The organism is Siculibacillus lacustris, from assembly GCF_004328075.1.
GTDB lineage: Bacteria > Pseudomonadota > Alphaproteobacteria > Rhizobiales > Ancalomicrobiaceae > Siculibacillus > Siculibacillus lacustris.
Genome location: NZ_SJFN01000018.1, coordinates 11,714 through 24,816, shown reverse-complemented (window position 1 = coordinate 24,816; position 13,103 = coordinate 11,714). Strand labels below are relative to the sequence as shown.

Genomic DNA, 13,103 nt, shown 5'->3' with positions numbered 1-13,103 from the left:
TTTCACCGGCGGCCCGGGGCCGCCGGCAGGTCAGCGACGTCCGCGCCCGGGCCCACGGCGCGGGCCGGTGGGACGGGTCGGAGCAGGTTTGGGAGCCGGCGGCGGCGGCGGAGGCGCGCTCGCGGCGGCGTCGGGTTCGGGCGCTTCGGCCACCGGCGCCGAGGCTTCCGGCTCGGGCGCGGGCGCCGCGATCTCGGGGGCCGTTTCGACCGGCACTTCCGCGGCGGCCGTTTCGACCGGCGCCGGTTCGGCTGCGACGATCGCGCTCGGCGCTTCCGCGGCGGGCGCCGCCGCTTCCGGCTCGGCTGCGACGATCGGTTCGGCCACGACGACCGGTTCGGCCGCGACGATCTCGGGCTCCTCGGCCGGCGGCAGTATCTCGATCGGCGCCGCGACCGACTCGGCCGCGGGGACCACGACCTCGGGTTCCAGCGCGATCACCACCGGCGCGGGCTCGATCGCTGCGACCGCGGGTGCCGGCTCGGGCACGACGGCGCCGAAGTCGACCAGCAGCGCCCGAGCGATGATCTCCTCGCTCGGACGCGGGATCACCAGGCTTCCGGCGATCTTGCCGATCCGTTCGGCGGCGGCGACACCGGCGGCCACCGCCGCCTTGACCGCGCCGACGTCGCCGACGAATTTGATGGTGATCCGCCCGCCGCCCTTGGCGTTCTCGGCCCCCAGCACCCGCACGTTGGCCGCCTTGGCCACGGCATCGGCGGTGACCACCGCGGTCGCGTAACCGATGGCTTCGATCAGTCCCAGGGCCTGGGTCATCACAGCACTCCTCGTTCTTTCAGGAGACCCGCGACGATCGCGGCGATCCGCGTCACCCGGTCCTCGGTCCAATCCTCGGCCTTCACCTCGATGTCCGGGGTCGGCGCCACCGCGGCGACCGGCGGCCGGCGCACCACCGGGGCGGCCACCGTTTCGGGCTCCTCGGTGAGCCGCAGCGGCAACCGCACCACCATCCGGGCGGCGTTGCTGCCGAACCGCCGGCAGACGACCGTGCGATCACCGGCGAGCGGCGCGTCCAGCACCGCCCGCTCGGGCGGCATGTGGCCCTCGTGCAGCGCGATGCGATCGGCCGACAGCGCCACGCCGATGCCGAAGGACGAGCCCCGCGCCGCCTCGTAGGCCGCGGCGACCACCTCGGTCGCCTCGACCGTCACCCGCCGCGTCGGCACGCCCTCTTCCTCGGCGCCGAACTCGATCCAGCGGTAGAGCTCGGCAGCGGTCGGATCGAGCGTCGCGACGTTGATGGTCGGACGGGTGAGGCCCGGCTCAGCCATTGCCGCCTCCCGTCGTCGCCCGCTCGACCCAGCTCAGCACCAGGCCGGTGGCCACCGCGTTGATCGGTCCGAGCTCGCCGCGGATGTTGGCGGTGCCGATGACGATGCCGTGCGGCGCCAGAATGTCGGTCAGCATCCGCGCCACTTCGAAGTCGAGGCCGGACCCGCCGACCACCGCGACGAACTGCAGCGCCCGGATGTTGCCGCCCGGCGCCACCGCCGACAGCGCCCGGAGCGCATTGCGCACGAACACCCGACGCTTGGCCTCACGACGTACGGTGCGGATCCGGTCGATCGGATGATGGGTCGGGATCGGCGTCAGCCCGTCGCGGGTGATCAGCGCCACCCGGCCGAACAGCGAGGGATCGAGCGGCTCCTTGAAGAAGCGCACCGAATTGTCTTCGTGGCGGATGTGGAACAGGCTCTCGACCTTGGCCAGCGGGTGGCGCTTGATCTGCTCGGCGACGTCGCTCTCGGGCGCGCCCGGCAGATCGAGCTCGCGCTGGATCAACATCGTGACCATGTCGCCGGCCCCGGCGAGATGCATGCTGCGCACCGGCTGGCCGCGCTGCAGGATCGCCGCATCGGTCGATCCGGCGCCGAGGTCGAGGATCGCCAACGGCACGTCGATGCCGGGCGTGGTCAGCGTGCCGAGGATCGCCATGTTGGCTTCGACGCCGCCGAGCTCGACCGGCACGCCGATCTCGCGGTGCAGCGCGCTCGCCAGCTGTTCCATCAACAGCTTGTCGGTGTTGACCATGGCGGCCAGCCCGACCGCGTTCTCCATCGAGAATTCCTGGGCGAGACCGCCGGCGACGCGTTGCGGCACCAGACAGTCGACCGCCAGCACGTCGCGGATGGCGATGGTGTTGGCCGGCTTGCCGGTCACGCCGCTCATCGTGTGGCGCACCCGTTCGACCATGCCGCCGACGTTGGTGCCGGGCTCGCCGGCGACGTCCTGGAGCGGTGCGGCCTGGGCGAGCGCGTCCATGATCGCATCGGCGCCGCCGTCCATCGGCGCGACCACCGTGCGGTGCTGGCCGATCAGCCGCAGCGATCCGGCCGGAATCCGCCGGGTCTGCACGTCGCCGGCCGGGGTGCGCACCACCACCGCCGAACGCAGACCGATCAGCGCCTTGGCGATCGGGATGATCATCGCCGTCTCTTGCGAGGTCAGCTGGAACAGCGTGGCGATGCCGTAGGGGTTGGACAGTTGTTGAATGGACTGGCCGTGATCGGCCACTTCCACCGCCGCCAGCATGCCGAGCGGCACCTGATCGATCAGATGGACCTCGTCGACGATCGGCAACACCTTGGACAGCCGATTGGCGATCAGCACGCCGTCGTCGCCCTGGACGATCGCCCCTTGGACGTCGACGCCGCGCCCGAGCGCCGCGCCGATCGCGCTCGCCGCGCGCTCGAAGTCGTGGCTGCGCGGGATGACCACGATCACCGCGCGCCCGGGGGCGACGATGTCGAGGTCGCCGACCCGGACCGTCTCGCCGACGCCGATGCCGAGCCCGCCCGGCGAATTGGGATTGTGACCGATCATCGAGGATTCGGTGATGATCGTCTCGGTGATCGTCTCCATGGCGATGTCGCCGATCACCGGGGTGGCTTCGTTGAGCAGCACCAGATCGATGTCGGAGATTTTCAGGCCGGCGCGTTCGACCGCTGCCTCGAGGGCGCGGCGCACACCGGGAATATTGGCGACCGTGCCCTTGATGCCGGTCGTCGACACCCGGCTGGAGGCCAGGAACCGCGGCGGGGCCCCCGCGACGGCGACGTCCGCGAGAGCGACTTCGGTGGTGGAATTGCCGATGTCGACGCCTGCGATCTTCATGGCCACACCCTGGTTGGGGAAAGGGGGCGAGGCGACGTGGAAAGCCACGCCGTCTCGCCGAGTGCCGTCCCGGGGGAACGGAACGCTTGGGTCAGTCCTTGCGCAGCACGTCGCGGCGTTCGTAGACCTCGGCGGCCTCGCGAACGAAGCCGGCGCAGATCTTGGCGCCGAAGGTGCTCTCGAGCTCCTGGGCGATCGCCAGAAGTTCCGCCTTGCTCGAACGGTTCGGGCGCAGCGCGTTGTAGATCTCGAGGATGCGGGCGTCGGGGACCGCCGTCATTTCGCCGGCCCGGCGCAGGTTGCGGGCGATGTGCGGCCGCCCGATGCTCTCGCCGATCTGGGCCTGGTATTCGAGGGTCTGCGGCGTGATGCGGATTTCCTCCGCCTTCACCGCCCCCGACATCACCGCTTCGAGCGTGATGTCGGAGAGCGACTTGCCGCTCGCCGTCTTCACCAGTTCCGGACGCTTCTGGGCCATCGGATAGTCGGTCCGATAGTCGAGCTTGGCGCCCTTTTCGCCGCACAGGCGTTCGGCGGGCGCCGCGGCGGGGCTGCGCGGAGAGCCGTTGAGCTCCGCCAACACCTCGCGCACGATGGCATTGATCAGGTCTTGCTGTGACACGGGAAGAGTCTCCTCAGGGCTCGTCAGGCGAAGCGAACTTCGACATCGACCGGCTTCTTCGCCCGATCGACGAAACTCGTCTCACGGATGTGGAAGACAGCGGCGATGGCCTGATACTTGGGCCGAGCCATCTGGTCGTTCTTCTGCTTGACCGGCGAAGGGGTCTCACCCTTGGCATATCGAGCGGCGTTGCGGCCGATGGACCGATAGGTCTCGAGATCGATCACCGGCGCCTGCGGGAACAGCTCCAGGTTCTGCAGCGGGAACAGGTCCCGCTGGTGGATGACCGTGGTGCCGCGCGACTGGATACCGATGGCGATGCCGGACCCGGCGAGCTTGGCGCCGGCATTGCCGGCGAAGGCGACGTCGGACGTGTGCCAGAAGCGGACGACCCGACCGGTGCAACCCTCTTCCTCGATACCCGCGAGGATTTCGCGCAGCACCGCGGCATGGGGAATGCCCGTGATGGTCTTCATCTTCAGCTTGTCGCCGAAGGCGGGGGCGAGAGCCACGACCACTTCCGTGGGCGACGTCCCGGCCTTGGCCGGTCCGAGGTCACGAATGGTCATGCGCACGCCGGCGCCGTCGGAGGGGGTGGCGGCCGAGGCCGCCGCCGGGCTCGCCGCGGGTGCGGTGAGCTGCATCTGGGCGAGGATTTCGCGAACCGCCTCGCGGACGGCTGCTTCGCTGATCTGGGGCATCTGTGTTCCCTCCCCGCCGTCCTCAGAGGTCTTCAGGCCGAACGGCCTGACGAATGTCGGCCAACAGCTTCCACCGATCGCCGGTCAACCGATAGCCGGTGCCCGGACCCTGGTAGTCGTTGAGATCGTTGACCGCGGCGATGATGTTGAAGTCCTTGTCCAGGATGGCGGAGGTGTGCAGGTAGTCGCCCGACACGCGCTGCTTCTGGATCCCGAGGACCGAATTGGCGACGTCGGTGAAGCCCCGCTTGGCGAGCGCCTTGACGATGTCGACACCGGTGATTCCGCGCTTCAGCAGCTCCTGAGCCGCCTTGGTGTCCTGCACCTTGTCGCGCGGGGGCATGTCTTCGCTCGAATAGGCGTAGGTCGCCGCTTCGATTTCTTCGTCGGTGATCCGCGGCAGGCCGAGTTCTTCGTAGACCGCCTGGAGAGCCCGCGCCGCCTTGTTGCGTACGGCGATGATCTCTTCTTCCGACGCCGGCTGCAGACCGCCGTCGACCTTCAGATCGCGCTGGATGACCAGCCAATCGTCGAGATCGTCGGCGTCGACGTTCGAACCGGCGAACATGTTGTCGCTGTTCGGCGTCGCGCTGTAGCCCGAGCAGATCAGATCGGTACCCGGCAGGAACTGCATCAGGAGACGCGCGGTCCGACGCATGTCGGAATGCGAGAAGGTCTGATCGTTGCCGGAGGCCGCTTCGAGATCGAGGCAGGTGGTGATGAGGTTCTCGCCGAGCACCGCCCGGATGCCGCCCGGCACGCCGGCCGGAACGCCGATGCACGAGATCGAGCCGTTCTGGAGACCCTGCACGCCGGCCGCCTTGGTCAGCATGATGCACTTGGTCTCGAGGTACAGCATCGACTTGCCTTCGGCATAGGCCATCTGCACTTCGGATCCGGTCCCGGAGGTGAAGCGCATCTTGATGCCACGCGAGGCATAGGCGGAGGCCAGGAAGCTCTTCGACCACGGCGTGTCGTCGCCGTCGATGAACACCCGCTCGGTGCCGTAGACCGAGACCGTCTCTGCATAGGCGGTGAGACCGCGCATGCCGAGCTGCAACTCGATCGCTTCTTCGAGAGCGTCCTGGGACAGAACGCCGGGGCGTCCGACCTGGCCGCCGATCAGCAGCGAGACCGCGTTGAACGGCCCGTAGTTGAACACCGCGACGGTCGTCTCGATCTCGGAGAAGCCGTAACGGGTCGCCTCGGCCGCGTCGGCGGCCAGCAGGATCGGGTTGTCCTGCGGGTTGGTGACGTGCGCCTGGTTCGACGGGGTGCGACGTGCGCGCATCTTCTGCACGCCCATCATCATCTCGACGACGTTGAGCTGATCGACGACCGCGACGATCTTCGCGGGGGTCAGGCCGGCGAAGACCTTGACGACCTTGTCGCGCGGCACGTTGATGTCGACGATCATGCGGGCGATGTCGACCGACGGGATCGCCATCATCGCTTCGGCGATCGACGCGTCGATCCCGTAGTTGGCGATGTAGATCTCGTTGAAGTCGAAGTCTTCCCGCTTCTTGCCGTCCATCTCGACGATGACGCCGTTCTGGACGCGGATGCTCGGCTCGGGATCGTTGGGGCTACCCATCGCGATCATGCCGACCTCTGCCCACTCGGTGACGAACCCGTCCTTGTTGACGGGCCGCTGCTCGAGCGACAGGAACCTCTTGTGTCTCTTTGCCATATCGACGCCTCCTCATCGGGGCGAATTCGGTTTTCAGATGTAGGGGGTGCCGAGGCTCGCCGGTTCCGCTCCGAGCGATCCGAGCAGGCGGCAACCCACTTCGCGAGCGGTGATGATCGCCTGACGCACCGCGCCGGCATCGCCGCTGAAGAAGCCGATCACCTCGTTCGAGAACGACGTTCCCTTGGCCGGGGACGCCAGGCCGATCAGATCGACGTCGGCCGACTTGACGGCGGCATCGACCATCTGCACGCCGATGCCGGCGGGCGCGCCGACGCACAGACCGAAGGCCCGACCGACCGGCGCGTTGAACGCCTTCTGGCAGGCGAGGCTGGCGCGGGCGGTGTACTGCAGTTCGATGTGGCCGGCGTCGTTGGCGTAGACGTCGCCGAACGTGCGGGCCAGATCCTTCAGCGCCACTTCGATGGCGCGGCGAGCGTCGGAGACCTCTTCCGCCCCGAGCAGGATCAGCGAGCCGTGGCCGGCGCCGCCCTTGGTGTCGCGGGGCAGTTCGATCGAGATCACTTCGGTGTTGGTGGCCTTGACCGCCTCGTCGACGGCCATGATGTGCGGGCCGGCACCGACGCGGCCGGAGAGAATGCCGATCGAGCGATACTTGGCATCCAGACCCATGGCGGCGTGCAGCTTCGGATCCACGTTGGCGATCACCAGTCCGATGGTGTCACCGATCGCGGTTCCGACGAATTCCGTGAGACCCGGCCGACGCGGCGCGGGGGCGGCCGGGGCGGCAGGAGCGGCGGCGCCGATCTTGGCCATGACCTGTTGGACCATCTGGTCGAGCAACTTGTCGTCCATCGTCTTCATCCTTCATCGACGGTTCGAATCGGTCACGCCTGCTTCGGCTTCGGAAGCAGCAGCTCGATGTCGGTGTGCGGGCGGGCGATGACGTGAACCGAGACCAGTTCGCCGACCCGCTGGGCGGCGGCGGCGCCGGCATCGGTGGCGGCCTTCACGGCCCCGACGTCGCCACGCACCATCACCGTGACCAGGCCGGAGCCGATCTTCTCGGTGCCGACCAGCGTCACGTTGGCCGCCTTGACCATCGCATCGGCGGCTTCGATCATCGCGACGAGGCCCTTCGTCTCCAACAGGCCCAGCGCTTCACCCGGAACATTTGCCATTGTCGATCACTCCTTGTTGACCCGAGAGGCACGAGTTAAGGCGCTGCCTCAGCGCCGCGATACCCGTTCCGGTGGTTGCCGAAACGGGATGGATTTCTCCACGGACGCCGCTCTCGCGAAGCAGAGCCTCGGCCCGCCCGACATCGGCGTCGGGAAGGTCGATCTTGGAGACCAGACCGATCGACGGCCTGGGGAAACTCAACAGGAACCCGGGCGGGAAACACGACCGCGACCGCGTCCCGTCCTGGACCACCAGAAGCAGGGTGGCGTCGCTCGCCATGGCCATCAGCCGATGACGGAACCGCCCCATTTCCGCGTATTCGCCCGGCGTATCGATGCCCTCACCGCCGTAGTCCACCATCTGCGTCTTGCGGATCGGACCGAGATCGTCGGTCAGGACATGCAACAGGGTCGTCTTGCCGGCACCGGTGGCGCCGACGATCATGAAACGGCGGATCGGACCCACGGCGCTCGACATGGCGCGTTCCCCGATCACGAGCGGGTCACCGGCGCCGGCCGGAACCCGAGAATGGTCGCCAGACCCCGGTTGGCCGCGGTGATCGCCAGTTCGACACCGACCAGATCTCCGCAGACCACCAGCGTGCCGCTGAACCGATCGACGAAGCCGATCCGCACTTCGGCCGCCTTCAACGCCAGATCCCCGGCGATGATCGCGGTCTCACCGGGCGTGATCGTCATGATGCCGACTGCCGTCGCACTCTCGAGACCGACCCGCTCACACAGCGCGGGGTCCGGATTGGCGATGACATGGGCGATCGTGACCTGACGACCCGGGACGTATTCCTGTATTATCCTGGCAGTCGCTTGATCATCATCTTTGACTGCACCGGTCATGTCCGACTTCTTTTCGTTTTTGGCACGGTGGATTTGTAGGGTTCGGCCGAAAACGAAACAATGTGATTTCTGATGTTGTTGTTGTGCTTTTTGGCTGTCTCGCCGCCGCCGCCCCGACGGCAGCGCAGGAAAGTGTAAAGAAACCGAGGATTCGTTGATTGTGGCGGTTTCCTCCGGCCTCTAGCTTGATTTCCGCGACTTTCGGCGGACTTCGGCGGCCCATGACGCGCGAATCCGGAGAATCCAGCCGATTTCGCGGTTCGCGGCGACCGACGCAGACGTCAGTTTCCGCCAAGTATCCGTCGTCGGTTCGGCGGTCGAAATCGGCAGCCGGGAGGAGCGTTCGATCGCTCCCGCGAGGCCACGGATACGCGAACGCAGCGCCGCGGACGGCGGCGAGCAGATGACCAGGGAGTGGGATGGTGAAGGCTCTCGTTTATCACGGACCGGGACGGATCGCCTGGGAGGACCGGCCGATGCCGGTGTTGCGCGAACCGACCGACGTCCTCGTGAAGATCAGCAAGACCACCCTGTGTGGCACCGATCTGGCCATCCTCAAGGGCGGCATCCGCACCGTCCAGCCGGGCCGGATCATCGGCCACGAAGCCACCGCGCGCATCGTCGAGGTCGGCTCCGGGGTCACCGACTTCCGAGTCGGCGATCACGTGATCGTCCCCTGCACCACCTCCTGCGGCCGCTGCCCGGCCTGCCGCAAAGGGCTGTTCTCCAGCTGCGATCGCGGCGGCTGGCTGATCGGCAACACCATCGACGGCGTCCAGGCGGAATTCGCCTGCATTCCCTGCGCCGACACCAGTCTGCACCGCATCCCCGCCGGCATGGACGAAGAAGCCGCGCTGATGCTCGCCGACATCATCCCGACCGGGCTCGAAGTCGGCGTCCAGAAGGCCGAAGTGTCGCTCGGCGACACCGTCGCGGTGCTCGGCGCCGGACCGGTGGGTCTCGCGACGATCATCGCCGCGCAGTTCTACGGGCCTTCCGAGATCATCGCCATCGACCTCGACGCCAATCGCCTGGAGGCCGCCAAACGCCTCGGCGCCACCACCGTCATCGACAATTCCGACGGCGGCGCGCTCGCCAAGGTCATGGCGATGACCGGCGGCCGCGGCGTCGACGTGGTGATCGAGGTGGTCGGCAGCCCCGCCACCTTCGATCTCGCCCAGCGGATCATCGGCGCCGGCGGCCGCATGGCCAACATCGGCATCTTCAGCAAGAGCGTGGAGATGCACAACGACATCTTGTGGCTGCGCAACATCACGCTGCGCATGGGCGTGGTCAACGCCAACACCGTGCCGGTGCTGCTCAAGATGATCCAGGCCGGCAAGCTCGATCCGCGCGGCCTGATCTCCCATCGCTTCCCGCTCGGCGAGATCGAACACGCCTACGAACTGTTCAAGAATGCCGCCCGCGAACAGGCGATGAAGATCGTGCTCTCCGCCGACGACAGCGCGCCTCCGACCGAGGCGATCGACGAGCAGGTGGTGCAATATGTCGTCGGGCGGATCATGTCGGTCCTGAGGGAGGGATGACCATGCGGATCGTCCCGAACCCGGCCTTTCGCCTGCCCTTCCCCGGGAGTGCCGGCGGTGCGCCCGCCACCGTCGCCGTGGCGGCGGCGCGACGCCCCTCACCGAGCGCCGTACCGACCGATCCCGAGGTCGATCGGATCCTCGATCTGGCCGCCGCGACCCTCAATCGTCCGGGCCCCTGCCCGGTCGACGGCCCGCTCCGGGTCGGTGTCGATCTCGGCACCGCCTATACCGTGTTGGTGGTGGTCGATGCCGCCGGCAATCCGGTGGCCGGTCGCTACCAGTTCGCCCAGATCGTCCGCGACGGCCTAGTCGTCGACTTCGCCGGCGCCATCGCCCTGGTCTCGCGAATGAAGGCCGAAGTCGAGCAGGATCTCGGCCGCGCGCTGACCTCCGCCGCCACCTCCTATCCGCCGGGCGTCTCGCCGGCCGAAGTCAAGGCGACCCGCAACGTGCTGATCGCCGCCGGCCTCGAATGCAGCGCCTTCGTCGACGAGCCGACCGCCGCCAATGCCCTGCTGCGCATCGCCAACGGCGCGGTGGTCGACGTCGGCGGCGGCACCACCGGCGTGGCGATCGTCGCCGACGGCAAGGTCATCCACACCGCCGACGAGCCGACCGGCGGCACCCAGTTCTCTCTGGTGGTCGCCGGCGCGCTCGGCGTCTCCTTCGAAGACGCCGAATCGATCAAGAAGGACCCCGCCCGCCGGGAACTCGTCCACACCCTGGTCTATCCGGTGATGCAGAAGGTCGGGACCATCGTCGCCCGCCACATCGCCCCCTTCGACGTCGAAGCCATCCATCTGGTCGGCGGCACCAGCGGTATGCTCGGCATGTGCGACGTGGTTTCCGAGATCACCGGCCGTCCGACGCAGGTCCCGCGCCACCCGATGTTCGTCACACCGATCGGTATCGCTCTGCACGACACGCCACACTGACCGACCGGACCAATACATGCAGCGAAGAGGCCGCAGGTATTGCGGTCTCGACCTATTTCTTGCTTGTACCTTAGAACTATTTTGATGTAGGGAATTTTCCGAATTGCCTTGGCGCCGATTACTTCATAGATTGTCCCTACGAAGCGGTTCCGCTGCGAGGCGGACCAGAGGGAACACCGGTGAGGAGCAGATCGCTCCGAGACCGGGGCTGCCCCCGCAACTGTAAACGGCGAGTCGGCTTCCGAGATGCCACTGACGACGGCGACGTCGTCGGGAAGGTGGAAGCCCGACAAGGACCCGTGAGCCAGGAGACCTGCCGCTTCCGTCACTCCAGGCTTCGATACGTGGGGTATCGGGCCGCGGCCTCCGTGTGGGTGACAAGAGCAGTGTCGTCTCGGCGCGGAGCAGGACCTCTCGGTCCGGCGGGTGAGCCCCCGTGCGCTTCTCCTCCCTGACGATGCAGAGATCGGTCGGCGGGTACTACGGTACCCGGCCTCGGCGCGTGGCTTCGGGTCGCCGCCGCCCTCGGAGTTGGTCATGGGCACGTTCCCGCAGTTCGATCGTCAAGTCCGCCGTGGCGCGCTCGCCTCGGGGGTCGGCCTCCTCGCCGCCCTCGCCGGCCTAACCGCGACCCGCGCCGACGAGGTGCCGCCCGCCGGATCGCTCGATCTCGGCACGGTGGTGATCTCGGCCAACCGCACTCCAACCGAGGACGCCGCGGTCGGCTCGTCGGTGACGGTGATCACCCGCCGCGAGATCGAGAAGAGCGGCGAATCGACGGTCAAGGATCTGCTCGATCGCGTCCCCGGGCTCGGCTTCTCCCAGGCCGGCCCGGCCGGCAGCCAGACCACGATGCAGATCCGCGGCCTGTCGGCGCGCTACGTCCTGGTCCGCATCGACGGCGTCGACGTCGCCGATCCGACCCAGCCGCAGATGACCGCCGGGCTCGAGCATCTGCTGCTCGGCGACGTCGAGCGCATCGAGATCCTGCGCGGCTCGCAGTCGGCACTCTACGGCGGCACCGCGGTCGGCGGGGTGATCGACATCACCACCCGCACCTCGGAAGAGAAGGGCGTGCACCATTCCGCCGCGGCGATGGCCGGATCCTATGGCACCGCATCCGGCCGCTACGGCTTCTCCGCCGCCAACGACACCGTCGAGGTCAACACCGCGATCGAGCGCTTCCGCTCCGCCGGCTTCTCCTCGGCCGATTCCCACAAGGGCAACCGCGAGGCCGACGGCTACGACAACACCACCTTCTCGGCCAACGGCTCGGGCCGGATCGCCGAAGGCTTCAAGGTGTTCGGGGCGCTGCGCTATTCGCGCCACGAGAGCAACTACGACGACTTCGCCTACGATTGGATGACCGGCCTCGGCCACCCCGCCGACGAGACCACGGCGCGCCGCTTCCACACCATCGGCGAGGAGATCGGCGGCCGGGTCGGCGCCGATTTCGACGCCTTCGACGGCCGGCTGAAGAACACCGTCGCGGTCCAGGCCTATCGCATCACCCGCGACGTCTACGATTCCTACCCCGGCCATTTCGAGGGCAACCGCGCGAAGGCCGAATATCTCGGCGTGCTGCGCCTGACCGACGCCGTCGGCCTGTCCTTCGGCCTCGACCGCACCCACGAGACGGCGCGCACCTCCGACGATCTGTCCGGCGGCATCGACAACACCGGGGTGTTCTCGCAACTGTCCTGGCAGCCGATCGCCGGTCTGACCCTGACCGGCGCGCTGCGCGACGACCATCACTCGATGTTCGGCGATCACCCGACCCATCGCCTGACCGCGGCTTATGACCTCGCCGAAGGCACCAAGCTGCGCACCAGTTGGGGCACCGGCTTCCGCCCGCCGTCGATCTACGAACTCTACGCGCCGTTCTACGGCAATCGTGCGCTGAAGCCCGAATCGAGCGGCAGCTTCGACGTCGGCATCGATCATCGCTTCTGGGGCGGCCGCGCCTCGGTGTCGGCGACCTGGTTCCACGTCACCACCGACAATCTGATCGACTACGACACCCGCACCTGGGCCTATGCGCAGGTGCCCGGCACCTCGACCCGCGAGGGCGTCGAACTCACCGGCCGGGTGCGGCCGCTCGACCAGCTGACCCTCGACGCCGGCTATACCTACACCGACGCCCGCGCCGGAACCGGCGCCCGCCTGATGCGCGTGCCGCTGCACAAGGCGACCTTCGGCGCCGCGTTGACCCCCTTCGAGCGGACCACCGCGACGCTGCGCGGCACTTGGGTCGCCGATTCGGTCGACACCGACTATTCGGTCGGCGCGGTTCGCCGCCTGCCGAGCTATTTCCTGCTCGACGCCGGCCTCGCCTATCAGATCGACGACCACGTGACCGTGTCGCTGACCGGCAAGAACCTGCTCGATCGGCGCTACGAGACCATCTGGGGCTACGGCACCGCCGGTGCCGCGGTCTATGCCGCCCTGAACGTCCGATATTGAGGGGGATGGC

At 67.9% G+C, this 13,103-nt stretch carries 13 protein-coding genes and 1 riboswitch; of the genes, 3 read left to right on the top strand and 10 right to left on the bottom strand.

The window, feature by feature from the left end:
* Positions 1-30: 30 nt before the first annotated feature.
* From EYW49_RS23775 to eutS, 10 genes are all read right to left on the bottom strand, one after another.
* Positions 31-777 (bottom strand): BMC domain-containing protein, encoded by a 747-nt coding sequence (locus EYW49_RS23775; protein WP_206365464.1) that lies wholly within the window; start codon positions 775-777, stop codon positions 31-33.
* Positions 777-1,292 (bottom strand): glycerol dehydratase reactivase beta/small subunit family protein, encoded by a 516-nt coding sequence (locus tag EYW49_RS13095; RefSeq protein ID WP_131310036.1) that lies wholly within the window; start codon positions 1,290-1,292, stop codon positions 777-779. Before EYW49_RS13095 ends, EYW49_RS23775 begins: the two co-directional genes overlap by 1 nt.
* Positions 1,285-3,135, bottom strand: coding sequence for a diol dehydratase reactivase subunit alpha (locus tag EYW49_RS13090; protein ID WP_131310035.1), 1,851 nt, complete (start codon positions 3,133-3,135; stop codon positions 1,285-1,287). Before EYW49_RS13090 ends, EYW49_RS13095 begins: the two co-directional genes overlap by 8 nt.
* 91 nt (positions 3,136-3,226) lie before the next feature.
* Positions 3,227-3,757 (bottom strand): diol dehydratase small subunit, encoded by a 531-nt coding sequence (locus tag EYW49_RS13085; protein ID WP_131310034.1) that lies wholly within the window; start codon positions 3,755-3,757, stop codon positions 3,227-3,229.
* Positions 3,758-3,780: 23 nt separating this feature from the next.
* Entirely contained in the window at positions 3,781-4,458 is a 678-nt protein-coding gene (locus tag EYW49_RS13080; RefSeq protein ID WP_131310033.1) for a propanediol/glycerol family dehydratase medium subunit, read from the bottom strand.
* Positions 4,459-4,480: 22 nt separating this feature from the next.
* Positions 4,481-6,148, bottom strand: a complete 1,668-nt coding sequence (locus tag EYW49_RS13075) for a propanediol/glycerol family dehydratase large subunit (protein WP_131310032.1) — start codon at positions 6,146-6,148, stop codon at positions 4,481-4,483.
* Between the two features lie 33 nt (positions 6,149-6,181).
* Positions 6,182-6,964: a propanediol utilization microcompartment protein PduB gene (gene pduB / locus EYW49_RS13070; protein WP_131310031.1), complete on the bottom strand. Its 783-nt coding sequence runs from the start codon at positions 6,962-6,964 to the stop codon at positions 6,182-6,184.
* Positions 6,965-6,996: 32 nt separating this feature from the next.
* On the bottom strand, positions 6,997-7,290 hold the full coding sequence (eutM, locus tag EYW49_RS13065) for an ethanolamine utilization microcompartment protein EutM (RefSeq protein WP_131310030.1): 294 nt from the start codon (positions 7,288-7,290) through the stop codon (positions 6,997-6,999).
* On the bottom strand, positions 7,271-7,768 hold the full coding sequence (locus EYW49_RS13060; protein ID WP_206365463.1) for a EutP/PduV family microcompartment system protein: 498 nt from the start codon (positions 7,766-7,768) through the stop codon (positions 7,271-7,273). The genes eutM and EYW49_RS13060 overlap by 20 nt, the downstream gene beginning before the upstream one ends.
* Before the next feature lie 14 nt (positions 7,769-7,782).
* Positions 7,783-8,145, bottom strand: a complete 363-nt coding sequence (gene eutS, locus EYW49_RS13055) for an ethanolamine utilization microcompartment protein EutS (RefSeq protein ID WP_131310029.1) — start codon at positions 8,143-8,145, stop codon at positions 7,783-7,785.
* A 422-nt stretch (positions 8,146-8,567) separates the two neighbouring features.
* Between eutS and EYW49_RS13050 the strand changes: the two genes are divergently transcribed.
* From EYW49_RS13050 to EYW49_RS13040, 3 genes are all read left to right on the top strand, one after another.
* Positions 8,568-9,692 (top strand): zinc-binding dehydrogenase, encoded by a 1,125-nt coding sequence (locus EYW49_RS13050; protein WP_131310028.1) that lies wholly within the window; start codon positions 8,568-8,570, stop codon positions 9,690-9,692.
* A gap of 2 nt (positions 9,693-9,694) precedes the next feature.
* A complete protein-coding gene (gene eutJ, locus EYW49_RS13045) occupies positions 9,695-10,630 on the top strand; it encodes an ethanolamine utilization protein EutJ (RefSeq protein WP_131310027.1) in 936 nt (311 codons plus the stop codon).
* A 127-nt stretch (positions 10,631-10,757) separates the two neighbouring features.
* Positions 10,758-10,965, top strand: a riboswitch (cobalamin riboswitch).
* 202 nt (positions 10,966-11,167) lie between these two features.
* Positions 11,168-13,093, top strand: a complete 1,926-nt coding sequence (locus EYW49_RS13040) for a TonB-dependent receptor plug domain-containing protein (RefSeq protein ID WP_131310026.1) — start codon at positions 11,168-11,170, stop codon at positions 13,091-13,093.
* Positions 13,094-13,103: the final 10 nt, after the last annotated feature.